This is a genomic window from Agrococcus sp. ARC_14, assembly GCF_022436485.1.
Lineage (GTDB): Bacteria > Actinomycetota > Actinomycetes > Actinomycetales > Microbacteriaceae > Agrococcus.
Genome location: NZ_JAKUDO010000001.1, coordinates 1,559,608 through 1,583,114 on the forward strand (window position 1 = coordinate 1,559,608; position 23,507 = coordinate 1,583,114).

At 68.3% G+C, this 23,507-nt stretch carries 21 protein-coding genes and 1 pseudogene; 11 read left to right on the forward strand and 11 right to left on the reverse strand.

What is annotated here, in order from left to right; translation table 11 throughout:
* The first annotated feature begins 10 nt into the window (after positions 1 to 10).
* Positions 11 to 541, forward strand: coding sequence for a DUF2243 domain-containing protein (locus MKD51_RS07710; protein ID WP_240239749.1), 531 nt, complete (start codon positions 11 to 13; stop codon positions 539 to 541).
* A 170-nt stretch (positions 542 to 711) separates the two neighbouring features.
* Here the strand turns inward: MKD51_RS07710 and MKD51_RS07715 are convergent, their stop codons facing one another.
* From MKD51_RS07715 to MKD51_RS07740, 6 genes are all read right to left on the reverse strand, one after another.
* On the reverse strand, positions 712 to 993 hold the full coding sequence (locus tag MKD51_RS07715) for a DUF2892 domain-containing protein (RefSeq protein ID WP_346986698.1): 282 nt from the start codon (positions 991 to 993) through the stop codon (positions 712 to 714).
* On the reverse strand, positions 990 to 1,367 hold the full coding sequence (locus MKD51_RS07720) for a thioredoxin domain-containing protein (protein WP_240239751.1): 378 nt from the start codon (positions 1,365 to 1,367) through the stop codon (positions 990 to 992). The genes MKD51_RS07715 and MKD51_RS07720 overlap by 4 nt, the downstream gene beginning before the upstream one ends.
* A 45-nt stretch (positions 1,368 to 1,412) precedes the next feature.
* Entirely contained in the window at positions 1,413 to 1,778 is a 366-nt protein-coding gene (locus tag MKD51_RS07725) for a rhodanese-like domain-containing protein (protein WP_240239752.1), read from the reverse strand.
* A gap of 28 nt (positions 1,779 to 1,806) precedes the next feature.
* Positions 1,807 to 2,580 (reverse strand): sulfite exporter TauE/SafE family protein, encoded by a 774-nt coding sequence (locus MKD51_RS07730; RefSeq protein WP_240239753.1) that lies wholly within the window; start codon positions 2,578 to 2,580, stop codon positions 1,807 to 1,809.
* A gap of 22 nt (positions 2,581 to 2,602) precedes the next feature.
* Entirely contained in the window at positions 2,603 to 4,015 is a 1,413-nt protein-coding gene (locus MKD51_RS07735) for an MBL fold metallo-hydrolase (RefSeq protein ID WP_240239754.1), read from the reverse strand.
* 172 nt (positions 4,016 to 4,187) lie between these two features.
* Positions 4,188 to 4,373 carry a hypothetical protein gene (locus MKD51_RS07740; RefSeq protein ID WP_240239755.1) on the reverse strand — a complete coding sequence of 62 codons (186 nt, stop codon included), beginning with the start codon at positions 4,371 to 4,373 and terminating at the stop codon, positions 4,188 to 4,190.
* 98 nt (positions 4,374 to 4,471) lie between these two features.
* Here MKD51_RS07740 and MKD51_RS07745 point away from each other — a divergent pair, with 98 nt between their 5' ends.
* Complete coding sequence (locus MKD51_RS07745) at positions 4,472 to 4,756, forward strand: metal-sensitive transcriptional regulator (protein ID WP_240239756.1); 285 nt, start codon at positions 4,472 to 4,474, stop codon at positions 4,754 to 4,756.
* 293 nt (positions 4,757 to 5,049) lie between these two features.
* Positions 5,050 to 5,385 carry a hypothetical protein gene (locus tag MKD51_RS07750; protein WP_240239757.1) on the forward strand — a complete coding sequence of 112 codons (336 nt, stop codon included), beginning with the start codon at positions 5,050 to 5,052 and terminating at the stop codon, positions 5,383 to 5,385.
* 26 nt (positions 5,386 to 5,411) lie between these two features.
* On the opposite strand, the pseudogene MKD51_RS07755 reads toward MKD51_RS07750, so the two are convergent.
* From MKD51_RS07755 to MKD51_RS07775, 5 genes and pseudogenes are all read right to left on the reverse strand, one after another.
* Positions 5,412 to 5,839, reverse strand: a pseudogene (locus MKD51_RS07755) (TrlF family ATPase); the annotation flags it as partial.
* Entirely contained in the window at positions 5,827 to 6,759 is a 933-nt protein-coding gene (gene ccsB, locus MKD51_RS07760; RefSeq protein WP_240239759.1) for a c-type cytochrome biogenesis protein CcsB, read from the reverse strand. The pseudogene MKD51_RS07755 and the gene ccsB, both read right to left, overlap by 13 nt.
* Positions 6,756 to 8,384, reverse strand: a complete 1,629-nt coding sequence (locus MKD51_RS07765) for a cytochrome c biogenesis protein ResB (protein WP_240239760.1) — start codon at positions 8,382 to 8,384, stop codon at positions 6,756 to 6,758. Before MKD51_RS07765 ends, ccsB begins: the two co-directional genes overlap by 4 nt.
* Entirely contained in the window at positions 8,368 to 9,129 is a 762-nt protein-coding gene (locus MKD51_RS07770; RefSeq protein WP_240239761.1) for a cytochrome c biogenesis CcdA family protein, read from the reverse strand. Before MKD51_RS07770 ends, MKD51_RS07765 begins: the two co-directional genes overlap by 17 nt.
* Positions 9,126 to 9,521 carry a TlpA disulfide reductase family protein gene (locus MKD51_RS07775; protein WP_240239762.1) on the reverse strand — a complete coding sequence of 132 codons (396 nt, stop codon included), beginning with the start codon at positions 9,519 to 9,521 and terminating at the stop codon, positions 9,126 to 9,128. Before MKD51_RS07775 ends, MKD51_RS07770 begins: the two co-directional genes overlap by 4 nt.
* A gap of 504 nt (positions 9,522 to 10,025) precedes the next feature.
* Between MKD51_RS07775 and MKD51_RS16325 the strand changes: the two genes are divergently transcribed.
* The 8 genes from MKD51_RS16325 to MKD51_RS07815 all read left to right on the forward strand — a co-directional run bounded on the left by MKD51_RS16325 (position 10,026) and on the right by MKD51_RS07815 (position 23,499).
* On the forward strand, positions 10,026 to 10,793 hold the full coding sequence (locus tag MKD51_RS16325) for an NlpC/P60 family protein (RefSeq protein WP_240239763.1): 768 nt from the start codon (positions 10,026 to 10,028) through the stop codon (positions 10,791 to 10,793).
* A gap of 614 nt (positions 10,794 to 11,407) precedes the next feature.
* A complete protein-coding gene (locus tag MKD51_RS07785) occupies positions 11,408 to 12,118 on the forward strand; it encodes a response regulator transcription factor (protein ID WP_240239764.1) in 711 nt (236 codons plus the stop codon).
* The gene (locus MKD51_RS07790) at positions 12,115 to 13,290 is read left to right on the forward strand and encodes an ATP-binding protein (RefSeq protein ID WP_240239765.1); all 1,176 of its coding nucleotides are present in this window, start codon (positions 12,115 to 12,117) and stop codon (positions 13,288 to 13,290) included. The genes MKD51_RS07785 and MKD51_RS07790 overlap by 4 nt, the downstream gene beginning before the upstream one ends.
* A gap of 196 nt (positions 13,291 to 13,486) precedes the next feature.
* Positions 13,487 to 14,095, forward strand: coding sequence for a DUF305 domain-containing protein (locus MKD51_RS07795; protein WP_346986724.1), 609 nt, complete (start codon positions 13,487 to 13,489; stop codon positions 14,093 to 14,095).
* A gap of 173 nt (positions 14,096 to 14,268) precedes the next feature.
* The gene (locus MKD51_RS07800; RefSeq protein ID WP_240239766.1) at positions 14,269 to 16,686 is read left to right on the forward strand and encodes a heavy metal translocating P-type ATPase; all 2,418 of its coding nucleotides are present in this window, start codon (positions 14,269 to 14,271) and stop codon (positions 16,684 to 16,686) included.
* 48 nt (positions 16,687 to 16,734) lie between these two features.
* Positions 16,735 to 19,164, forward strand: a complete 2,430-nt coding sequence (locus tag MKD51_RS07805) for a phosphoketolase family protein (protein ID WP_240239767.1) — start codon at positions 16,735 to 16,737, stop codon at positions 19,162 to 19,164.
* Positions 19,165 to 19,228: 64 nt separating this feature from the next.
* Complete coding sequence (locus MKD51_RS07810; RefSeq protein ID WP_240239768.1) at positions 19,229 to 22,384, forward strand: HAD-IA family hydrolase; 3,156 nt, start codon at positions 19,229 to 19,231, stop codon at positions 22,382 to 22,384.
* Between the two features lie 35 nt (positions 22,385 to 22,419).
* On the forward strand, positions 22,420 to 23,499 hold the full coding sequence (locus MKD51_RS07815; protein WP_240240872.1) for a type II glyceraldehyde-3-phosphate dehydrogenase: 1,080 nt from the start codon (positions 22,420 to 22,422) through the stop codon (positions 23,497 to 23,499).
* The last annotated feature ends 8 nt before the right edge of the window (positions 23,500 to 23,507 follow it).

The window sequence follows — 23,507 nt, forward strand, 5'->3', positions numbered from 1 at the left end:
AGAAACGGTCATGAGCACTGTCCCGAAGCGCACCGCAGCGCAGCCATGGCGCAACCGGTCGTACTGGGCGGCGCTCCTGCTTGGGATAGCCACGATGTCCGCGGTCGACGAGATCGTGTTCCATCAGATCCTGGCCTGGCACCATTTCTATGACCGCGCTACACCGGATATCGCATTGCTCTCGGACGGGCTGTTGCACGCGGCCGAGCTGTTCGCGTTCGTCGTCGGTTTCTTCTTCATGCTCGACGCGCGACGCCGCCGCTCGTTCCGGGGGGCGGCGGCTTGGGCAGGCTTCCTGGTCGGTCTCGGGCTGTTCCAGTTGTGGGACGGCATCGTCGATCACAAGCTCTTGCGGCTGCACCAGATCCGGTACGGGGTCGAGCTCTTGCCATATGACATCGCGTGGAATGTCGCGGGTGGGCTACTGCTCCTCGCCGGCATCGTGGACGATCGCGCTGGCGCGCCGCGGAAATCGCGCGGAATCCGCGGCGCCAGCCGGAGCGGATCCGCTGACGGCATCGGATCGTGGCCGATGAACTGATCCTGCTCGGCCCCGCTCGGGCCGATCCGCACGCGATCGCGCCCGGACGTCGTGCGCCTCGGCGCACACTACTCCGAAGCCCTCGTCATCTAACCGATGGCTCACGACACACACCTCGACGACGAGCAATCGGCGACGCGGCACGAGAAGGGGCGGCCGAACCCTGCTCTCTAGTGAGGGCTCCGCGGGTCGAGCGGCTGCCGGGCTTCGGGGATGCCGAGCGTGTTCTGCTCCGGGGCGGTGGCGCTGACTCGCGCGAGCAGCGATGCCGGGCACCCCCCACGGACTGCGCCGGTGAGGAGGAACGCAGCGCCGAGCGTGGCCGCGATGGCGAGCGGCGGGTCGTGCAGGTTGCTCAGCGCGAACGCGCCAGTCAGCGCGCCGACGGCGGCCTGCACGACGCGTTCGATGCTTCCCGGAGCGCAGACCGGTGCGCGGCTGCGGGAGGTCACGGGGCCTCGGCGGTTGCGCGCTGCTCGGCGACCTGGCGGCGTACGTCGTCCATGTCGAGCGCGCGGACGCCGGCGATGAGGCTGTCGAGCTGGGCCAGACCGAGCGCGCCGGGCTGCGAGAAGACGAGGATGCCGTCGCGGAAGGCCATGAGCGTCGGGATGGAGGTGATGCGGAAGGCCGCGGCCAGCTGCTGCTGGTCCTCGGTGTCGACCTTGCCGAACACGATGTCGGGGTTCGCGGCGGCGGCTCGCTCGAAGACGGGCGCGAAGCCGCGGCACGGGCCGCACCATGCCGCCCAGAAATCGAGGAGCACCATGCCGTCGCCGGCGATGGTCGAGTCCATGGTTTCGATGGTGATGTCACGCGTGGTCATGTTTGGGGTGGCTCCTTGGATACGTGTTGGTCGGATGGGCCGGCGTCAGCGCTCGATCGCGAGGCCGGTCGCCGCGGACGCGCTCTCGAGCGCGCCGAGGTCGGTGACGTCCGCGAAGCCGGCCTCGCGCATGAGCGCGACCGCCTGGGCTGACCGGCTGCCGGACCTGCAGTGGACGAAGTAGGGCGCATCAGGGTCGAGCAAGGGCAGTGCGGCGGCGAGGTCGCCGTTCGATACGTCGAGGAGGACGGCGCCGTCGAGGTGACCGGATGCGAACTCGCGCGCGGTGCGCACGTCGATGACGACGGCGTCTGCTGGTAGGGCGACGCTGGCAGGGGGCGTCGCCGCGCAGCCTGTCGTGACGGCGGCGAGCGCGAGGCCGGCGAGGCCGACGAGCTGGGTTCTGGTCATGGTGTTCTCCGGTGATGGGGGGTGTCGCTCAGGTGAGCGGTAGGTGGAGCGCGAGCTGCTGCACGAGCAGCGCGACGGCCACGGCGAGCACGAGCACCGCGAATCCGGTGCGCAGTGCCTGTTCGGGGATGCGGCCGGTGAGCACCGAGCCGAGGAAGGAGCCGGCGACGGCGATTGCTGTGAAGGGCAGCACCAGCGCCCAGGGGATGTCGGGCAGTGCTGGCTGTGCGGCGAGCCCGGCGAGCGACTGCATAGCGATGACGAGCAGGGACGTGCCGATCGCTGCCGATGCGGGCAGGCCGGCGAGCAGGATCAGCGCGGGGACGATGAGGAACCCGCCGCCCGCGCCGACCAGCCCGGCGAGCGTGCCGACGGCTGCTCCGAGCATGAGGACTTGAGCGATGCGCGGCCGCGCGGGCTCCGCCTGGTCGTGGCGAGGACGCCGGCGAAGCATGGCCACCGCGGCGGCGATCATCGTGCCGGCGAGCAGCACCATGAGCACGCCCGGAGGCAGCATGCCGCCGAGCAGCCCGCCGCCGAGCGCGCCCACGACACCGGCCGCTCCGAAGACCAGGCCGACACGCCAGCGGACGCGGCCCGCGCGAGCATCCTGCAGCAGGCCGATCGCGCTCGTCGTGCCGACGACGAGCAGCGACGACGCGATGGCGGATCGCGGGTCCACGCCGCCGACGGCGGTGAGGATGGGCACGGTGAGGATCGAGCCACCGCCGCCCAGCAGGCCGAGGCTGATGCCGACCAGTACGGCGAGCGCCAGTACGGCGATGGTGGCGCTCAGCGTCATGGGAGGGTTCGATCTGCGGCGGTCAGTTGCTTGCGGGCTCGCGCCCGGCCGTCCGCAGCCACCCCAGGTAGGAGCCGTCGAGCTCGACGACGTCGACGCCGGCTCGCCGCAGTGCGCTGGCCACGACGCTGTTGCGCACGCCGCTCTGGCAGTACGTCACGACGGTGCCCTCGGGGGGTAGCGCGTCGAGGTGCCAGAGCGCACGGCCGCCGCTGAGGTGTGCGGAGCCGGGAATGTGGCCCGCGGCGTGCTCGGAGCTGCCGCGTACGTCGACGAGGTGCGCGTCGACGAGGCCGTCGAGCTCTTCTGGCTGCAGCAGTCGGGGCTGCACCAGCTCGAGCCCGTCGAGGGAGCGGATGAAACCGTCGACGGCGTCGATGCCGACCCGCACGAGGTGGTCGCGCATCCGCTCCGCCTCCTCCCGGTCGGCGGCAAGCAGCACGAGCGGCCGGTGCTCCGCCTCCGGATCGTAGACCCACGCCCCGTAGGTCGCGGCCTTCGCTGCGCCCGGGATGTTGAGGGAACCGACCACGGTGCCGTCGTGCACCTGCCGGCGGTCCCGAGTGTCGACCAAGATCGCGAGGTCGCGCTCCAGGAGGTGCTGCACCTCCCCAGTGGACCGCTCGGGAAGCGGTGCGCGCGGGTGGAGCACCGCGGGGCCCGTGCGGTTCTGGGACTTCATTCGGGCGAAGTACGCGTGGGCGTCGGGCTGCCCGTCGAGCAGAGCCCGCACGAAGCCCCGCTCGTCTTCGGCGGCGAGGTAGGGAGCCCACCACGAGAACGCGCGCTCGTAGCCGACCGTCGTCGCCGCGATCGCGCCGAGCGACTTGCCGCACGCGCTGCCGGCACCGTGCGCCGGCAGCACCTGGACGTAGTCGGGCAGCGTCAGGAAGCGATCGCGCAGGCTCGCGAAGAGCTGCCGGGCGCCTTCGAAGCGTGTGTCGATGCCCCCGGCCGCCTCGTCGAGCAGATCCGGTCGGCCGACATCGCCGACGAACACGAAGTCGCCGGTGAGCATGAAGCCGGGCTCCTCGGCCTGCGCGCCGTCGGTCACTAGGAACGACAAATGCTCGGGCGTGTGACCGGGGCTGTGCACCGCGCGGAGCGTCACGTTCCCGACGACGATCTCGTCGCCGTCGCGCATCCGGTCGGCGTCGTCGAAGCCGGCGCCGTAGGTCCAGTCGGGTCCGCCCTCGTCGGAGACATGCATACGAGCACCGGTGCGCGCCGCGAGCTCGCGGGTGCCTGAGAGGTAGTCGGCGTGGATATGGGTCTCGGTGACGTGCGCGATGCGCAGGCCGTGCTTGTCGGCCAGTCGCACGTACTCGTCGACGTCGCGGCGGGGGTCGATCACGATCGCCTCGCCGGTCGCCTGGCAGCCGATGACGTAACTCGCCTGTGCGAGGTCCTCGTCGTAGATGCGCTCCAGCAGCATGATGCTCTCCTTGTTCGTCGTCGTCGTCGTAGTCGTCAGCAGTGGCAGCGGTCGGCCGCGGGGACGCCCTCGAGGGCCTCCTCGACGTGTTGGCCGCATCCGGCCCAGCTCGGCTTGCCGCAGCGGTCGCAGGTGGTGCGTGCACACATGGTGATGTCCTCTCGTCAGTGGATCAGCGGCCGAACAGGCGCGCAAGGAAGCCGGGTCGCGAGGCCTTCGCCTCATCGATGTCGCGCTGCGTGTGCCGTCCGGGGCACCAGTCGGATGCCGGGACCGTGCGGCGCACGTCGCTCACGTGCTGGCCGCAACCGGCCCAGGTCGTCTTCCCGCACACGTTGCACTTCACAGCTCTGCACATCTCGCCCTCCTGGCGGTGTCGACGGATCTCTTATACCCCGGGGGGTATCAAAACTATACCCCGGGGGGTATGGTGGATGTCAACCCAGGAGGAACCCGATGAGCACCAGCCCAGATATCGCCGCGGCGCACGACCCGGAGTCGAAGCGCAAGATCGTGAACCGGCTACGCCGCGCGCACGGCCAGCTCGCCGCCGTCATCGCGGCGGTCGAGGACGAGGCCCACTGCCGCGACGTCGTGCAGCAGCTCTCCGCCGTGTCGAAGGCCGTCGACCGCGCGGGTTTCCTCGTGGTCGCCGGCGCCCTGAAGGAGTGCCTAGCCGAGGAGCCGGGCGACGGCGAGCGCATCGACGAGCTGGAGAAGCTCTTCCTCTCGCTCGCTTAGAGATTCCGGCGGGAGTCTCTGTGCCTCGGTAGGCACGCCGAGCAAGTGTGGCCCTCGCCATGCTTTTCCCTGGTGGGCCGCCGAGGCAAAGAAATAGGGCCAGGTGCGAACTTCCTCCAAGGGTGGTCCCTTGGTCGAAAGTTCACACCTGACCCGTCTGTGGGTACCTGGGTAGCGCGTTCGGCAACACCGCACCCAAGACGAAAACTCTTGTCAACCGCTTGAATCGTGGGGTCTACGAGATCTCGCGGCGTCCCCGGGACAGCGCCCCGAAAGACGGTCGTGGCGCTGTCGTGAGGACTGTCGAGACCGCTCAAACTTTTCTCACCGCCATGGAGGTAGATGCTCTCGTCGGCGACTACCTGACCGGGATGGGCGTCAAGGCGCTCGCCGAGCGGTACGGCGTCCACCGCGCCACGGTGTTCTCCCACCTTCGTCGCCGGAACGTGCCGAGCCGTCGTCCAGGGTTGGGTATCGAGGAAAGGGCGGAGGCCGTGCGCCTCGGGCGAGCAGGCGTCTCGACGCGGGCGATCGGGCGGCGGATGGGTGTGGACCGCAAGGTCGTGCGGGCGGCGCTTGTCGAGGCTGGGCTCATCGAGGACGACGGGTCGAACGCATCTGATCGGTGACGCACAAGCATCGAGAGGTCCAGGGATCAGGACAGCTCGGGGTACGCTTCGTACTTGTGTCGTCGGTTGTCGAAAGCTGGCTTGGTTCCTTCGAGGACGTTGAGCGCGAATTTCGCCACGTCGAGTTCGGCGATGCTCTCACTGTTCACCGTGAAGCGTCGATCGTTCATTTGGCAGTGCACGATCTGATCGGCGTCACCGACGATGGCGAGGTTGGCGTTGTGAGTAACGACGATCGTCTGTCTGCGCCCTGCGGCTTCATGAATCGCTGGCACGAGCTTGGACGCGATGGTTTCGTTGTCGAGGTTCTCTTCGGGTTGATCCAGCACGGAGTGGTTCTCCGGTCCACGACAAGGTAGAACAACGCGAGCACGAGACTACGTTGTCCGGGTGACAGCTGTGAGAGCGACAGCCCGTCACCGGTGAGGCCGAAGCGGACCTCTAGTTGGATGTCAGGCCGGAGTATGCGTGGAGCCCGGTGAAGAAGAGGTTGACGACGGCGAAGTTGAAGATGATCGCGGCGAAGCCGATGATCTGCAGCCATGCGGACCGTGAGCCGCGCCAGCCTCGAGTTGCGCGTGCGTGGATGTAGCCGGCGTAGAGGACCCAGATGATGAAGGTCCAGACCTCCTTGGTGTCCCAGCCCCAGTAACGGCCCCAGGCGTGCTCCGCCCAGATGGCGCCAGCGATGAGTGTGAACGTCCAGAAGATGAAGCCGATCACGCCGACGCGGTAGCTCAGATCTTCGAGATGATCCGCGCTCGGGAGTGAACGCAGGAAGCCGTTTGCGCGGCGTTCCTTGACCAGCTGCAGGACGCTCAGTCCTGCCCCGAGGGAGAAGAAGCCCGTCGCAAGGGTGGCGACGAAGACGTGGATGACGAGCCAGTAGGTCTGCAGTGCTGGGGGCAGCGGGACCGGTGGGACGTAGAAGTTGACGGTGGCCGCGCCGAGGAACACGACTGCGAGGCCGGTGATGAAGACGCCGAGGTAGGTCAGATCGCGCCAGAGGCGTGAGAGGACGAACACGCCGACGATGACGGCAATGCCGGTGAGTGCGAACTCGTACATGTTCGCCCATGGCACGCGGCCGGCCGCGATCCCGCGCATCACCGTTCCGGCGAGGTGCACGGCCCATCCCAGCACGGTGAGCACGTAGCCGATCCGGGCACCACGACCGGCGCCGGCCACGGGTGCTTCCATCGCCGATTCGGCTGCTGAACTGGCGCCTGCACCGACCAGTTCCTTGGCCTCGACCGGCTTAGCTGCCGAGCGTCTGGCGAGGTCGACTGCGAACGCGATGAAGGCGAGCGTGTAGATGGCCATGGCGGAGTAGACGGCAAGGAGCGCGGCCGCATCCCACTGATCGGTGGTCATTCTGAGGTCCTTCCTGGTGGCTGAGAGTCGCCGGTCTGCGCCTGTGGTGAACGGAGTCGTCGGGCGAGGTCGTCGACTGCCCGTTCGAGCGTGGGGTCTTCGCCGCGAGCGAGCCCGGCAAGTTCGAGCCCGGCAGGCGTCGCCTTCACCCACAGGCGACGGCGTGGGATGAGGAGCGAGCCGAGCAGCGAGACCACGAGTGTCATGGCGATCCAGAACACGGGCGTCTGGGTGTGGTCGACGTGCACTTCGATGACGCCGTAGCGCACGACGTCCTCGAACGTGATGGTGCCGAGTCCGCCGGGGATCTCGACCGTCTGACGTGGCGCGAGCATGAGCGCGTCCGTGCCCGAGGCGCCGCCGGCGATCTGCGTCATGTCGTCGGTGTCGAGCGCATAGACGGAGCGGGGGATGCCTTCGTCGAGCCCGAGGTCGCCGGTGAAGGCCTGCAGGGAGAGCACGGGGTTGAGCAGATCGGTGTAGCCGGAGGCGAGTGCCCCCGTCTCGAGCTGCACCGCGGTCGGGTAGAAGAAGCCGCGCAGGCCCAGCTGCCCCTCGAGGCCATCCGGTAGTTTCATCACGCCCAGGCTTGTCATCAGGTCGTCCTGCGCGAGGAAGGGCGTGTACTCGTCGTAGACGAGATTGCCGTCGGCGTCGCGCACCGAGATGCGCGGCGCGTAGCCGTTCGAGATCAGGTAGAGATCCGCGCCCATGACGGCCAACGGTTCGTTGACCTTGATCTGCGCAGCGTGATCGCCGGTCGGGTCGGTGACGGTGACGTGTGCGGTGAAGTCGAGGGGGGCGCCCATGGCGTTGCGGTTTTCGGTTTCGTACACCACGTCCAGGTCGTCGAGGCGGACGGAGAAGGGTTCGAGCGTCGCGTCGTCGAACCATTGCCCGCCGCTGAAGGTGTCGTAGCTCGAGAGCGTGTTCGCGAAGCCGCGCCCCTCGACCAGCAGCCGCTGTCCGTTGTAGCCGAAGCCTGAGCCGAGCCCGACGACCAGGATCATCGCGAGCAGCGAGATGTGGAACAGCAGGTTGCCGGTCTCGCGCAGGTAGCCGCGCTCGGCGGAGACCGAGTCGCCGTAGCGGGTCGTGCGGTAGCCGAGCTTCTTGAGCACCCCATCCGCGCGGTCGAGGTCGGATGCGTCGCCCGGGACGGTCTGGAAGCCGACGAGGCGAGACAGGCGGGCGGGGGTGCGCGGCGGTAGCGCGCGCATGGCCTTCCAGTGGTGCATGAGGCGTGGGATGACGCAGCCGACCAGGGACGTGAACAGCAGGATGTAGATGGCCGAGAACCACGGGCTCGAGTAGACGTCGTGGAGCGAGAGCGCGTCGTAGAGCCAGACCAGGTCGGGGTTGTCGGCGCGCACCTGGATGACGCCGTTGGGGTCGCTAGAGCGCTGCGGCACGAGGCTGCCGGGGATGGCGCCGACCGCGAGCAGCAGCAGCAGCACGATGGCGGTGCGCATCGAGGTGAGCTGCCGCCACAGGAAGCGCAGCCAGCCGACGATGCCGAGCTTCGGCCCGCTGCCGGTGCGCTCGGCGGGCTCGGGGGCGTCGATGTGATCACCGGGCCGCAGCGGGTCTGCGGCGGCACGAGCGGGGCTAGATGATCGTGACATACGAGGCGATCCATCCTTGCATCTCGTTCATGATCGCGTCCCAGGCGCCGGTGACCATGAGCACGCCGATGATCATCAGGGTCACCCCTCCGCCGATGTTGATCGCCCGGACATGTCGGCGCATCCACGCCATCGCCGAGCCCATCCAGCCGAGCCCCACTGCGAGCAGCAGGAACGGGATGCCCAGGCCCAAGGCGTAGGCGAGGCCGAGGATCGCGCCCTGCCAGGCGCTGCCGGTCGTGACCGTGAGCGCGCTGATCGCGGCGAGCGTGGGGCCCGAACACGGGGTCCAGCCGAGCGCGAAGATGACGCCCACCAGGGGCGCTGTCCACATGCCGCCGGCCTTCAGCTGTTGCGGTTTCCAGACGCGTTGGAGGAACCGGAGCTGCCCGATGAATACCAGGCCGAGCAGGATCAGCAGCACCCCGAGGATCCGCACGAGCAGCGCTGACCATGCGAGCAGGAACGAGCTGACGACGCCGACGAGCGCGGTGCCGAGCACGAACACGGCGGTGAAGCCGGCAACGAAGAGCGCCACGCCGGTGATGAGTCTGGCTCGGCCGCCCTCCTCGCCGACGAGTGAGCCCATCAGGCCCAGATAGCCAGGGACCAGCGGAAGGATGCAGGGGCTGGCGAAGGAGACGATGCCGGCCAGCAGCGCGATCGGTACGGAGATCAGCAACTGGCCGCTGAGCACGGCGCCTCCGGGATCCAGTGCGACGCTCTGGAGAACGGTCAGGCTCATCGCTCCAGTTCCTCCTGCAGGAGGGTTGAGAGGATGCTGGTGTCGGTGACGGCGCCGGAGACGCGAGCGGCCACCCGGCCCTCGGCGTCGAGGATGATCGTCGAAGGCACCGCATTGGGAGCGATGATGCCGGTGAAGGCAAGCTGTCCCTGTGCAGATTGGTCATCGAGGATCGAGGGGTACTCGATGCCGAACTCCTCCTCGAAGGACATGGCCTGCGCGGCGCCGTCGCGCACGTTGACGCCGATGAAGTCCACGCGATCGCCGAACTCGGCATGCAGCTCTGCCAGCACAGGTGCCTCGACCCGGCAGGGCGGGCAGGCTGCGTACCAGAAGTTCACGAGCGTGATGCCCTCGAGCGCAGCGGAGTCGAACTCGCCTCCGCTGGCCAAGGGGCCACTGAAGGCCCCGGGCTCGGTTCGATCTTCGGCCGCGATCTCCGTCACGATGCCGTCACCCGCGATGTATCCAGCATCCCCAACTTGGCCGGCAACGCCTGCTGCGCTCGCACAGCCGGCGAGTACGAGTGCACTCAGCGCCGCCGTCACCGTCAAGAGAACACGTCCGGTGCCCCTCATCAATCCTCCAGGAATCCGCTCAGACAATCGAACCCACCCCGAAGGTGTCCGTCATCGGCGGCCTGAGGCGCGCAACGAACCTCTCGGGCGAGGATTCGGCCCCACACTGGGCTTGGCAGGATGCCCGGGCTGCGCACGGAGTTCCGCCTTGGCCGGATGGGCATCACTCGTGAGCGTATTGACGGTTCCTATGAATGTCGCGACCGGCTGAATAGCACGGTCAGCGGCGCCCAATCTGCGTGTCAGGTGACAAGCAGGTAACGGATTGGTAACGTCGACTCCTGTGCCCCGGCACTCGAACCTAGGGAGAAGCTGCCTGTGACGACCTCTACGAACAACCTCAAGCCGCGCGAAGATGCGCGCATGACCCGTGCCGCCGTCGTGCGCGGGGCCCGGCGCATTGGTGTCATCGCCATCGCCGCCGCCCTTGCGACACCGCTCGCGCTGCCGGCGTTCGCCGCGGACACCGGCGCTGAGCAACTGCCGTCGGCTCTCAGCGCGAACGCGCAGACCGTGTCGGGTGTCGTCACCGCTGGAGGCAACGGACTCAGCGACGAGCGCCTCGATGTGCAGGCGACCACGGCCGAGCAGCTCTCCCAGATCCGCGCGGAACTCGAAGCGGAGATGGAACGAGAGGAGCAGGCCCGAGCGGCAGCGACGGCCGGCACCGCGGGCGGCGGCACCGCGGGCGGCGGCACTGCGGCGCCCAGCGCAGCGCAGTCCGAACCCGCACAGGCCTCGACTGCCCCAGCGGCGGGAGCTTCCGGCAGCGTCATCGCGGAGGCTGCGATCGCGCAGGTCGGCATCTCACAGGACTGCGTCGCCATGGTGCGCCGGGCGATTGCCGCGGCGGGGCTGCCGTACTCCGGGATGAATTCGCTGTTCAACCTCGGCCCGACGATCCCGATGTCTGCCGCCTCGCCCGGTGATGTCATCTACTACGCCGACGGCGGTGTGGGGCGCGCGCACATTGGCATCTACATCGGCGGTGGCCGTGCGGTGCATGGTGGCTGGTCCGGCTTCAATACCGTGATCGCCGGTGTTGACATCGGTGGGTCGGCGCCGGTGTTCATCGACATCACCTGAGCCTCCTGAAAGGCAGTGCCCGCCCGATTTGAGCGGGCACTGCCTTTCAGGTCGACCGGTTGGGCGGCATCGAGCGGTTCAGCGGATGAGTCGTCCGATAGCTCGCGATGCTTCGCGTATCCTCTCTTCGGCGACGTCGTCGCCGGCACGGGCGGCGTGGGCGACGCAGTGGAGTAGGTGGTCCTCGAGGAGCCCGACGGCGGGCGCTCCAAGCCTGCTCCGGCGCGGCCGGTGGGGCCGACGGCTCCGGTGGAGCCGAGTACTACCCCTACGAGATGAGCTGCGGCAAGGACCTCACGATCATTGTGGCGTACGACGACGAGTCGACCAAGATGACGTACGCGTGCCAGTGCGGCACCGCTAGATGGTGAGGGTCCGCGACTTACGCTCTTCTTCGCACCGCTGTACCGGCCGTTGGTCGGCCGGGAGACGGGCCTCGCATCCCGACGCTGCTGCTCGCAAGCGGCGCCGAGCGCGTACGTGCCCTCCTCACTGCCTGAGTGGCGCTGGCGCTCATCCGGTTTCCACAGCGCGACTCGCGGTCGCGTGTCTACGACAGCCGCAGGTAGTCTCGCCGGTGGCTTGCCGCTGCGAGAGCCGGGCAGGATGAGGCCATGATGACTCCTACCGAGCCTGGTCTCCGTGTCTTGGTCGTCGAGGACGAGGAGCCGCTGGCCCGGCTCGTCGAGACGTATCTCCAGCGGAGCCGGTTCGCCGTCCAGACCACAGGTGACGGCGCTGAGGCGCTCTCGATCGCGCGCGAGTGGGATCCAGACGTCGTGGTGCTCGACCTTGGGCTTCCGGGCGCCGACGGCATCGAGGTATGCCGCGCGCTGCGGACTTTCTCCGACTGCTACGTCGTGATGCTCACTGCCCGCGCCGAGGAGCTCGACAAGCTGGTCGGCCTCTCGGCCGGCGCGGACGACTACATCACCAAGCCGTTCAGCCCGCGCGAGCTGGTCGCGCGCGTGAAGACGATGCTGCGTCGGCCGCGTGGGGGTGCGCGGTGGGCGGCGAGCTCGCCGCTGACGTTCGGCGCGCTCACGCTGGACCCGGGGGGACGGGAGGTTCTCGTCGCTGGCGAGCCGGTGCGACTCACGAGGACGGAGTTCGACGTCCTGATGACGCTCGCCAGCCGTCCCCAGCTCGCCTGCTCACGCAGACAGATCATCGATGCGGTCTGGGGACCGGACTGGGTCGGGGACGAGCATCTCGTCGACGTGCATGTCGCGCACGTGCGCCGCAAGCTCGGCGACGACCCCGCCGCGCCCGACTTCATCTGCACAGTGCGCGGTGTCGGCTACCGCATGGGGACGGGCCGGTGAACGGCTCGGCGGTGCTCGACGATGGCGTGCTGCGGCCTCCGTGGGGGCTGAGCGGTCGGCTGCTCGCCGCGATCGCCGTCGCAGTGCTCGCCGGTTCTCTGACGGCCTGGGCCGTGGCTTCGGCAATCGGGCCACCCATCTTCGAAGCACACCTGCTCGAGTCCGGCACCGCCGACCCGGCTGTGAATCGGCACGCGGGAGAAGCGTACGGCACCGCCTCTGGGTTGAGCCTGGGGCTGGCGCTGGTCGCCGCCGCGGTCAGCTCGATCGTCGTCAGCGCGTTCCTTGCCCGCCGGATCCAGCGTCGGCTCATCGGGGTCCGCCGCGCAGCCGAGCAGGTTGCGGTCGGTGACTACTCCGCTCGCGCCCCGCTGATCGGCATGGGCTCGGATTTCGACGAGCTGGCCAGGGCCTTCAACACGATGGCGGCCGACCTTGCCGGGGTAGAGGCCGCCCGCACCCGCATGCTCGGCGAGCTCGCTCACGAGATGCGGACTCCTGCTGCCATCTTGGAGGCCTATCTGGAAGCCATTCGCGACGGCGTCGCCCACGCCGACGAACCGACCATTGAGATGTTGCGGGCACAGGTCGCACGCCTCACCCGCCTCAGTCAGGACATCACCCTGGTCACGACGGCCGAGGAGGGTCGGCTCGCCATGCGGCGAACGCGCGTGTCCGCACGCCGGCTTCTCGACGACGCTGCCGCTCAGATCGTCGGACGCGCTGCCGATGCCGGTGTCCGGTTCAGCGTGGATGTCGCACCCAGCGCAGCGACTGCCCTCCTCGACGCGGATGTCGACCGGCTTGGCCAGGTTCTCACGAACCTGCTGGACAACGCGCTGCGGCATACCCCGTCCGGTGGCCACGTGCACCTCTGTGCAGCACGCGTCGGCGACCGGCTTCGGATCACCGTGCGCGACGACGGCCAGGGCATCCCACCGGAGCACCTGCCGCGCATCTTCGATCGCTTCTACCGCGTGGATACCGCGCGCGACCGGGCCCACGGCGGCTCGGGGGTCGGACTGTCGATCGCCCGGTCGATCACGGAGGCCCACGGCGGCTCAGTCAGTGCCCGCAGCGACGGGCCGGCTCGGGGAACCGTGCTCGTCGTAGAGCTGCCCGTGGTGACCAGCCGTCCCGGAGCCGGCGGAGCCGCAGCGACCGAATCATGAAGGTTCCGTGAAGACAGCGTCGATGGGGGCCACTGGCTCCCGATCCCCGATAGACATGAGAGCGAAACTCAGTGCGGGCGCTCCGGACCGCCGGGGTGAACCAGTTCCAGCCCCGCCGACCCGCTGCGCGGTTCGGTCGCGCAGACACCCTGCACTGCGAACACTCGTCAAGGAGAAGATGAAGATGATGAAGAACATGCGCAACCTCGGTGTCGTCGCCGGCACCGCAATCGTTGTGTCCCTCACGCTCGCAGCGTGCAGCGGCGGGGGGAGCGCGACGCCAGGCGCGACACCTACGAGTGGTGCATCGAGTGCGCCAGCAGCTGGGGAGACCAGCGAGAGCCACAACGACGCGGACACCATGTTCGCCCAGATGATGATCGTCCATCACGAGGGTGCCATCGAGATGGCCGACCTGGCCGTCGAGCAGGCCGAGAGCGAAGACGTCCGGTCCCTCGCGGAGGGCATCTCCGCGGCCCAGGGACCTGAGATCGAGCAGATGAACTCTTGGCTCAGCGCGTGGGGCGAGGAGTCCACGCCCATGGCCGGGATGGACCACGGCGGCATGGACATGAACGGCATGAGCCAAGAAGAGGCGATGGCCGATCTCGAAGGCCTCTCCGGAGCGGACTTCGATCGCCAGTTCCTGGAGCTCATGGTCGCGCACCACGAGGGCGCTGTGGAGATGGCACAGACAGAGCTGCAGGATGGCGAGAACCCTCAGGCGCTCGCGTTGGCCGAGCAGATCGTTGCGGATCAAGAGGCCGAGATCGCCGAGATGCAGCAGATGCTGTCGACCCTCTGAGGTCGAGATGCCCTTCCTTGGCACGTCGCGCCATCCGAGCCGCCGGAGGTCGGGCCGGCTATCCGCTCGTCGACCGCTCACCGTCGACTGCCGCGCTGGCACACTGATGATCGGGGCGTCAGTCCCGGGTGATGCAGGACCCCACGACCGATTCCTGAGGGGAACGAGACGCCATGAGTGAGAAGATGCAGACCGCTGTCATGGAAGTGGCGGGTGTCCACTGGGCATCGTCGAAGTCCGTCGCTGAGGCCAGCCTGTCCCGTCGGCCGGGTGTGGTGAGTGTGGAAGCGAATCCGGTCTCACAGAGCGCGAACGTCACCTTCGACCCGAAGGTGACGTCGATCGCTGACCTGACCGAGTGGATCCGCGACTGCGGCTATCACTGCTCCGGCCAGTCCGTGCCTGACCACATCTGCGATCCGATGGATGACGGCGCTGGCGGTGAGCGGGCCGACGGCTCGGCCCACGCCGGTCATGCCGGCACCACGCCGGCGGGCAATCGCCAGCCTGTCACCCGGGACGCGCAAGAGGTCATGGGTCACGGAGGCGGCCATGGCGTGTCGATGGGGTCGATGATCCGCGACATGCGGAACCGGTTCTTGGTCGCGGCGATCCTGTCGGTGCCGATCACGCTGTGGTCCCCCATCGGGCGTGAAGTGCTGGGCTTCACCGTCCCTGCTCCGTTCGGTCTGCGCGACGACGTCTTCGCGCTCATCCTGTCCCTGCCGGTGATCTTCTACTCGGCTTGGATCTTCTTCGACGGGGCCTACCGCGCGCTGAGGGCACGGACTCTGGACATGATGGTCCTTGTGTCCGTCGGTGTGGGGGCCGGGTGGCTCTACAGCCTCATCGTCACCTTGACCGGTGGCGGCGAGGTCTTCTATGAGGCCGCCACCGTCCTGGCGACGTTCGTGCTGCTGGGCCACTGGGTCGAGATGCGGGCCAGGGGCGGAGCCAATGACGCGGTGCGGACGCTGCTGGAACTGGCGCCCTCGAAAGCTTTGGTGATCCGCGACGGGGAGACCATCGAGCTTCCCACCGCCGAGGTGATGCCGGGCGACCTGATGCTCGTGCGCCCCGGCTCCAAGATCCCAACGGATGGTGTGGTCGAGTCGGGCGAGTCGGAGATCGACGAGTCCATGGTGACGGGCGAGAGCCTGCCGGTCGCCAAGTCTGCGGGTGCCGAGGTGATCGGCGCCTCGGTGAACACCACCGGGACTTTGCGAGTCCGGGCGACCAGAGTCGGGGCGGATACCGCGCTGGCGCAGATCGTCGCCCTCGTCCAGGAGGCACAGAACTCGAAGGCCCCGGGTCAGCGGCTGGCGGACCGGGCAGCGTTCTGGCTCGTGCTCGTCGCGCTGATCGGAGGGTCGGCCACGTTCCTCACGTGGTGGCTCGCCGGCGCGGGCGTTCCGCAGGCCATCCTCTTCGCGATCACCGTCGTGGTCATCACCTGCCCCGATGCCCTTGGCCTGGCCACGCCGACGGCGATCATGGTCGGCACGGGGCTCGGTGCCAAGCGCGGCGTCCTCTTCAAGAACGCCACCGCACTGGAGGCCGCGGCCGGCATCGACATCGTGGTGATGGACAAAACGGGCACACTGACCAAGGGTGAGCCGGAAGTCACGGACTTCATCGCGCATGGCATCGACGAGGACGAGCTGCTGGCCCTTGTCGCCGCAGTCGAACACGAGTCCGAGCATCCGCTGGCCGGGGCCGTTGTCAACTTTGCCGTCGCCCGTGGCGTCCGATCGACGGCTGCCACCGCGTTCCTGAACGTTCCCGGACACGGTGCAGGGGCGACCGTGGACGGCAGGAAGGTCTTCGTCGGCAACCGGAAGCTGATGGTCGCAGAAGGCATCGACATGGCACCCGTGGACGAGGAGCGGGAGGCCCTCGCCTCGACCGGCCGCACCGCGGTCCTCGTCGCTGTGGACGGCAAGGCAGCTGGCGTCATCGCCCTGGCCGATGCCGCCCGCGAGACCGCCGCCCCCGCTGTGGCGGCCCTGCACGAAGCCGGCATCGAGGTCGTCATGCTCACCGGCGACAACGAGGCGACCGCCAAGCGGATCGCCGCCCAGCTCGGCATCGACACCGTCATCGCGGAGGTGCTGCCGGGCGACAAGTCCGCGCGGGTGAGGGAGCTGCAGAAGGCCGGCAAGCGGGTGGCGATGGTCGGGGACGGCGTGAACGACGCTCCGGCGCTGGCCCAGGCTGACCTGGGCATCGCCATCGGCGCCGGCACCGATGTCGCTATCGAGACCGCCGACGTCGTGCTGATGCGCTCCGACCCGCTCGATGTCCCGATCGCGCTGACCATCGGCAAGGGCACGGTGCGCAAGATGCGCCAGAACCTGGCATGGGCGATCGGGTATAACGTCATCGCGCTGCCGATCGCCGCTGGCGTCTTCTACCCGGCCTTCGGCATCATGCTCAGCCCCGAGATCGCCGCGATCTCCATGTCCGGTTCCAGCGTCATCGTCGCCGTGAACGCCCTCCTGCTGAAGCGCTTGCGCCTGCCGGAGCCGGGGGCAGCCGCCGACAGCGCGAAGCAGGGCCAGCCGCTTCCGGAGCCCAGCGGCGTCCGGTAGCCGTTGCAGCACCGTGACGACCGAATATTCTCAGAGGCAGGAGATCTCATGAATGCTCAGGACCAGCCCGGTCCGGTACCCGTCCTCGACCCCCAGCAGCTGGATCGCATCCACGCCTGGTGGCGGGCGGCCAACTACCTGTCGGTGGGACAGATCTACCTGATGGACAATCCGCTGCTGCGCGAGCCGCTGCTGCCGGAGCATGTCAAACCTCGACTGCTGGGCCACTGGGGAACCACCCCGGGACTGAACTTCATCTACGCGCACCTGAACCGGGCGATCATGGAGCGCGACCTGGACACGATCTACATCATGGGCCCCGGGCATGGGGGGCCCGGCCCCGTGGCGGCGGCGTGGCTGGAGGGCACCTACAGCGAGACCTACCCGAACGTCTCGCAGGACGCCGTCGGGATGAAGCGGCTGTTCCACCAGTTCTCCTTCCCCGGCGGCATTCCCAGCCACGTCGCCCCCGAGACCCCTGGCTCGATCCACGAAGGCGGGGAGCTGGGGTACGCCCTCTCCCACGCGTATGGGGCGGCGTTCGACAACCCGGAGCTGATCGTCGCGGCCGTCGTCGGGGACGGCGAGGCGGAGACTGGTCCGCTGGCGGCGAGCTGGCATTCGAACAAGTTCATCAACCCGGCCCGCGACGGCACGGTGCTGCCGATCCTGCACCTGAACGGCTACAAGATCGCGAACCCGGCGGTGCTGGACCGGATCGACCGGGACGAGCTGGACGGCCTGCTGCGGGGCTACGGCCACACGCCGTACTACGTGGAGGGTGATGATCCCGAACAGATGCACCAGGACTTCGCCAGGATCCTGGACGCCAGTCTGGACGAGATCGCAGAGATCAAGCGCCGAGCCCGCGAGGAGGGCAGGGACGAGCGTCCCCGCTGGCCGATGATCGTGCTGAGGTCGCCGAAGGGGTGGACGGGACCGGCCGAGGTGGACGGGAAGAAGGTCGAAGGCTCCTGGCGCTCCCACCAGGTGCCCTTCAGCGCTGCACGCGAGAACGACGGTCACCGACAGGTGCTGGAGGACTGGTTGCGGAGCTACCGGCCCGAGGAGCTCTTCGACGAGAGCGGGGGTCCGGTGGAAGCGATCCGCACCCTGCACCCGGAGGGCATCCGGCGCATGAGTGCCAACCCGCACGCGAACGGCGGCCTGCTGCTGCGGGAGCTGCGGATGCCAGACTTCCGCGACTACGCCGTTCCGGTGACGGAGCCGGGCACAGGGGCGGTCGAGTCCACGCGTGTGCTGGGGGAGATGCTGCGAGACGTGATGGCCCTGAACTCAGATAACTTCCGGGTCTTCGCGCCGGATGAGAACAACTCCAACCGGCTGGACGCGGTGCTGGAGGCGACGGACCGGACATGGAACGCGCGGACGGTTCCGGAGGACGATCATCTGGCCCGAGACGGCCGCGTCATGGAGATCCTGTCCGAGCACACCTGCCAGGGCTGGCTCGAAGGCTATCTGCTGACCGGGCGACACGGGTTCTTCTCGTGCTACGAGGCGTTCGTGCACATCGTCGACTCCATGTTCAACCAGCACGCCAAGTGGCTGGACACCGCCAACGGCATCGAATGGCGCCGACCGGTCGCATCCTTGAACTATCTCCTGACCTCCCATGTCTGGCGGCAGGACCACAACGGCTTCTCGCACCAGGATCCGGGCTTCATCGACCATGTGATCAACAAGAAGCCCGAGGTGATCCGCGTCTATCTGCCGCCGGACGCCAACACGCTGTTGTCCGTCGCCGATCACTGCCTGCGGAGCCGCCAGTACGTCAACGTGATCGTGGCGGGCAAGCAGCCGCAGCTGCAGTACCTCGACATGGACTCCGCCATCGTGCACTGCACCAAGGGGATCGGCATCTGGGACTGGGCCAGCTCGGACGCGGGCGCCGAACCCGACGTCGTGATGGCCTGCGCCGGGGACGTGCCGACGATGGAGACCCTTGCGGCCGTCGACATCCTGCGCACGCGCTTCACCGACCTGCGGATCCGGGTGGTCAACGTCGTCGATCTGATGCGGCTCCAGGATGACGCTCAGAACCCGCACGGCCTGACGGACCGCGACTTCGACGCGCTCTTCACCGCAGACGTGCCGGTGATCTTCGCCTACCACGGCTACCCGTGGCTGATCCACCGGCTCACCTACCGGCGTACCAACCACCACAACTTCCATGTCCGCGGGTACAAGGAGGAAGGAACCACCACCACCCCGTTCGACATGTGCGTGCTCAATGAGATCGATCGCTTCAACTTGGCCATCGACGTCATCGACCGGGTGCCGCGGCTGCGGGACACCTCCGCCCACGTGCGGGAGGAGCTCAAGGACAAGCTACTCGAGCACAGCCAGTACATCCGCGTCCACGGCGAGGACATGCCCGAGATCACGAACTGGCAGTGGTCGCGCGTCCCGACCCATGGCAACCAGCCTCCGAACGAGCCCCAGGGGCGATCCGTCTAGCATGCGACCTTCTAGCCGAGGCGGTCACGCGAGCGGACCCGAGCAGCCCGCGCACGAGGTTGCGGTGCCCTACGACGCGGTGCTGTTCGACATGGATGGGGTGGTCACCCAGACCGCGACCGTGCACTCGGCGGCGTGGAAGCAGCTCTTCGATGAGGTCCTCCAGGACCCCCGACTCTCGAGCGGTGCCGCAATTCGGCCGTTCGACGAGGATGAGGACTACCGGCGCTACGTCGACGGGAGGCAAAGAGAGGATGGAGTCGTCGCATTCCTCGCCTCACGTGGTGTCCGCCTGCCCGGCGGCAACACGGACGACGCGCCGGGGGAGTGGTCGGTCTACGGGCTCGGCGCCCGCAAGAACGCACTGTTCCTCGAGGCGGTGCGCCGCGACGGCGTCGCTGCCTACCCGGGAACGGTGGCCCTGCTGGAACGCCTGCGGTCCGGAGGGGTTCCCGTCGGTCTCGTCACAGCCAGCCGGAACGCCCTCGCTTCGCTCACCGCCGCGGGGCTCGATGTCGAGTTCGACGTGATCGTCGACGGGCAGACTGCAGCCGAGGAGCAGCTGCCCGGGAAGCCGGATCCGGCGATGTTCCTCGAGGCAGCGCGCCGTCTCGGTGTGCCACCCGGACGCACTGCGGTCGTCGAGGACGCCGTCTCCGGGGTCCAGGCCGCCCGCCGCGGCGGTTTCGGGCTGGTAGTCGGCGTCGAGCGGACAGGGAACCGCGAGCAGCTGGAGCGGGCCGGCGCCGACGTGGTGGTCGGGGACGTCTCGGAACTGGACTTGGGCGCCACTCGCACCGACCCCTGGACACTGGTCTACGAGGCCTTCGATCCAGCGCACGAGGGCCACCGCGAAGCGCTGATGGCCCTGGGCAACGGATACATGACCACCCGTGGGGCGCGTCCGGAGCACCGCGATGACGGCGTGCACTATCCCGGCACGTACTTGGCCGGGGTCTACAACCGCGCTGCCGGCGTGATCCACGGTCGCGAGCTCGAAGAGGAGCACCTGGTCAACGTCCCCGACTGGCTGCCACTGGACGTCCGTATCGGCGACGGTCCGTGGTGGTCGACCGGGGAGGTCGGAGTCTCCGCCGAGCGGAGCGAACTCGACCTGCGTCGGGGTGTCCTCACACGCCGAGCCGCACTGGTCGGGCAGGCCGGGGAACGACTCGCCATCGTCCAGCGGCGGCTCGTCTCCATGCACAACCCGCACCTTGCGGGCCTGGAGACCACCATCACGGCCGACGGCTTCAGCGGCATCGTCAGCGTTCGGGTCGGCGTCGACGCAGCCGTGACGAACGGCAACGTCCGCGCCTATGCCAGCACGCGGCATCTGACCGATCCTGTCTTCGCGGAGACGGGCGACGGCACCGTCCTGTGCGAGGTGAGCACCGTGCAGAGCCGGATCGGCATCGCCCTCGCGGTCCGGACGAGGATCGGCGGCGGTGCAGCGGTGACACCGCACGCCGCAGAGCGCGACGGCGGAGCACACTGGCGGCAGTTCGACCTTCGGCTGGCGGACGGGCAGCCGGTCACGATCGACAAGACCGCGGCCGTGGCGACCTCTCGCGACGGTGCCATCGCTTCTCCGGGCACCGCCGCGCTGACCGAGCTCTCCCGCCACGACGGCGACTTCGACGCGCTGCTGGCGGAGCACGAGGCGGCATGGCGGCGCTTGTGGGACCGCTTCGCGGTCACCCTCGATTCCGACCGGCAGTCCCGCCTGATCCTCAACCTGCACGTGTTCCACCTGCTGCAGACGGTCTCCGCACACAGCGGAGTCCTGGATGCCGGTGTGCCTGCTCGGGGACTGCATGGGGAGGGCTACCGCGGGCACATCTTCTGGGACGAGCTGTTCGTCGTGCCCGTCATCGGGATGCGGCGCCCGCAGCTCGGTCAGGCACTCCTGGAGTACCGCTGGCGGCGGTTGGATGCCGCCCGAGCCGCCGCCCGCGCGCAGAGCCTCGAGGGGGCGCTCTTCCCCTGGCAGAGCGGCAGCGACGGCCGAGAGGAGACGCCCGCTCAGCTGTACAACGCCCGCTCCGGCCGATGGATGCCGGACAACTCCACTCGTCAGCGCCATGTCGGACTCGCCGTCGCCTTCAACGCGTGGCAGCACTTCCAAGCTACGGGCGACCGGGACTGGCTTGCCGCCCGCGGTGCGGAGCTCATCGTCGAAGTCACCCGGATGTTCGCGTCGTCGGCCAGCTGGGAGCCGGCCACCGACAGGTACCACATCGAGGGTGTGATGGGACCTGATGAGTACCACGACGGGTACCCGGACGCGCCCGGCGCCGGCCTGCGCGACAACGCCTACACCAACGTGCTGCTGTCCTGGCTCTGCGACCGCGCGGCCGATGCCCTGGGCGAGCTGCAGGGCCATCCCGGCAACGACCTTGCCGACCGGCTGCGCATCACCCCGGCGGAGATCCGCCAGTGGTCCCGGCTCGGCAGCCGTCTCGCTGTGCCCTTCCACGCCGATGGCGTGATCAGTCAGTTCGAAGGCTACGAAGATCTTCTCGAACTCGACTGGCCCCGCTATCGCGCCGCGTACGGCAACATCGGGCGGCTGGACCTGATCCTCGAGGCCGAGCACGACATGACCAACCGGTACAAGCTGTCCAAGCAGGCGGATGTGCTGATGCTGATCTACCTCCTGGGACCCGCAGGCGTGCTCGACCAACTGCATCGGCTCGGCTATCAGTGCACCGAACAGGAGCTGGAGCGCACGGTCGCGTATTACCTCCCACGCACCGCGGACGGCTCGACCCTCAGCCGCGTGGTGCACGCCTCGGTGCTGTCGCGATTCGACGAGGTCCGCGCCTGGTCGACCTTCCGCGAGGCCTTGGTCGCGGACCTGGACGACACGCAAGGCGGCACCACCCGTGAAGGGATCCATCTCGGAGCCATGTCCGGGACGATCGATATCGTGATCCGCGCCTTCGCAGGCCTGCGGACCGAGGCGAACGCGCTGACTTTCGACCCGAGACTGCCCGCCCATCTTGGACGGGCACGCTTCCAGGTCGGATACCGGGGTCATCGGATCGACGTGTCCGTGCGCGCCGATCTGCTGTCGGTCTCTCTGCAGCCGTGCAACGCGCCGCCCGTCCGGGTCGGCGTGACAGGACGCTACGCGCTGCTCGCCGGAGGGGAAGCACGGGAGTTCCCGCTGGCGCCACGCATGCGCCCGGAAGGCGTGGCCGGCGCTCCAACCTGAATGATGCAGCACATCACGAACCGGAAGGATCAGCAATGAGCACGATCAGAGTGGCCGTCAACGGATACGGAGTGATCGGAAAGCGGGTCGCCGATGCGGTGAAGCTGCAACCAGACATGGAGTTGGTGGGCATCGCCGACGTCGCGACCGATTGGCGCATCAGGGCCGCCGCTGGGAGGGCGCCGATCTTCGGCGCGACTGTCGAGGCGGTCGACGGCATGCGTGCGGCGGGACTCGACATCGCCGGAACGCTGCAGGACCTCATCGGCGGTGCCGACATCGTGGTGGACACCACTCCCAAGCACGTCGCGGCCGGGAACCTTGACCGGTACCGGGAGGCCGGCGTCAAGTTCGTGCTCCAAGGCGGAGAGTCGCATGAGACGACCGGGCACTCGTTCGTCGCGCAGGCGAACTACGACAGTGCCCTCGGCCGGGAGAGCACCCGCGTGGTGTCGTGCAACACCACGAGCATCGTCCGCGTGCTCGGCGCACTGCAGGACGCGGGCCTCCTCGCCAAGGCTCGAGGCGTGCTCATCCGCCGCGCGACCGACCCGTGGGAATCGCACCTGGGTGGCATCATGAACACCATGGTTCCCGAAGCGACCATCCCCTCACATCAGGGACCGGACGCGCAAACCGTGCTGCCGGACCTCGACCTCATCACCATCGCGGCGAAGGGGGCCCATACGCAGACGCACAACCACTATTGGACGCTGCAGCTCACGAGGAACGCGAGCAGGGATGAGGTGCTCGACGCGTTCCGCGCCGCGCCGCGCATCGCCTTCATTCGAATGTCGGACGGACTCGTCGCGCTGAACTCCACGATCGAACTTATGCGGGACCTCGGTCGACCACGAGGCGACATGTGGGAGGTGGCGCTCTGGGAGGACCTCGTCACCGTGAACGGCGACGAGGTGTATCTCACCTACCAGGTCTTCAACGAGGCCATCGTCGTGCCCGAGACCATCGACGCGATCCGCGCGCTGACCGAGAGCGCCCCCGATGCGGCCACGTCTATGCACATCACCGACACCACCCTCGGGATGCGGCGGGACTTCCTGACCACGCCGCTTGGCACGTCGGAGTCGACAAGCCGTCCATCGACGGCCCGATAGTCATCCCC

What these genes read in the sequence shown, in the direction of transcription:
- MKD51_RS07710 (WP_240239749.1), top strand. Translation starts at nt 11, where the DNA reads ATGAGCACTGTCCCGAAGCGCACCGCAGCGCAGCCATGGCGCAACCGG.
- MKD51_RS07720 (WP_240239751.1), bottom strand. Translation starts at nt 1,367, where the DNA reads ATGACCACGCGTGACATCACCATCGAAACCATGGACTCGACCATCGCC.
- MKD51_RS07725 (WP_240239752.1), bottom strand. Translation starts at nt 1,778, where the DNA reads ATGACCAGAACCCAGCTCGTCGGCCTCGCCGGCCTCGCGCTCGCCGCC.
- MKD51_RS07730 (WP_240239753.1), bottom strand. Translation starts at nt 2,580, where the DNA reads ATGACGCTGAGCGCCACCATCGCCGTACTGGCGCTCGCCGTACTGGTC.
- MKD51_RS07735 (WP_240239754.1), bottom strand. Translation starts at nt 4,015, where the DNA reads ATGCTGCTGGAGCGCATCTACGACGAGGACCTCGCACAGGCGAGTTAC.
- MKD51_RS07740 (WP_240239755.1), bottom strand. Translation starts at nt 4,373, where the DNA reads ATGTGCAGAGCTGTGAAGTGCAACGTGTGCGGGAAGACGACCTGGGCC.
- MKD51_RS07745 (WP_240239756.1), top strand. Translation starts at nt 4,472, where the DNA reads ATGAGCACCAGCCCAGATATCGCCGCGGCGCACGACCCGGAGTCGAAG.
- ccsB (WP_240239759.1), bottom strand. Translation starts at nt 6,759, where the DNA reads ATGACCACCGATCAGTGGGATGCGGCCGCGCTCCTTGCCGTCTACTCC.
- MKD51_RS07765 (WP_240239760.1), bottom strand. Translation starts at nt 8,384, where the DNA reads ATGTCACGATCATCTAGCCCCGCTCGTGCCGCCGCAGACCCGCTGCGG.
- MKD51_RS07770 (WP_240239761.1), bottom strand. Translation starts at nt 9,129, where the DNA reads ATGAGCCTGACCGTTCTCCAGAGCGTCGCACTGGATCCCGGAGGCGCC.
- MKD51_RS07785 (WP_240239764.1), top strand. Translation starts at nt 11,408, where the DNA reads ATGATGACTCCTACCGAGCCTGGTCTCCGTGTCTTGGTCGTCGAGGAC.
- MKD51_RS07795 (WP_346986724.1), top strand. Translation starts at nt 13,487, where the DNA reads ATGCGCAACCTCGGTGTCGTCGCCGGCACCGCAATCGTTGTGTCCCTC.
- MKD51_RS07800 (WP_240239766.1), top strand. Translation starts at nt 14,269, where the DNA reads ATGAGTGAGAAGATGCAGACCGCTGTCATGGAAGTGGCGGGTGTCCAC.
- MKD51_RS07805 (WP_240239767.1), top strand. Translation starts at nt 16,735, where the DNA reads ATGAATGCTCAGGACCAGCCCGGTCCGGTACCCGTCCTCGACCCCCAG.
- MKD51_RS07815 (WP_240240872.1), top strand. Translation starts at nt 22,420, where the DNA reads ATGAGCACGATCAGAGTGGCCGTCAACGGATACGGAGTGATCGGAAAG.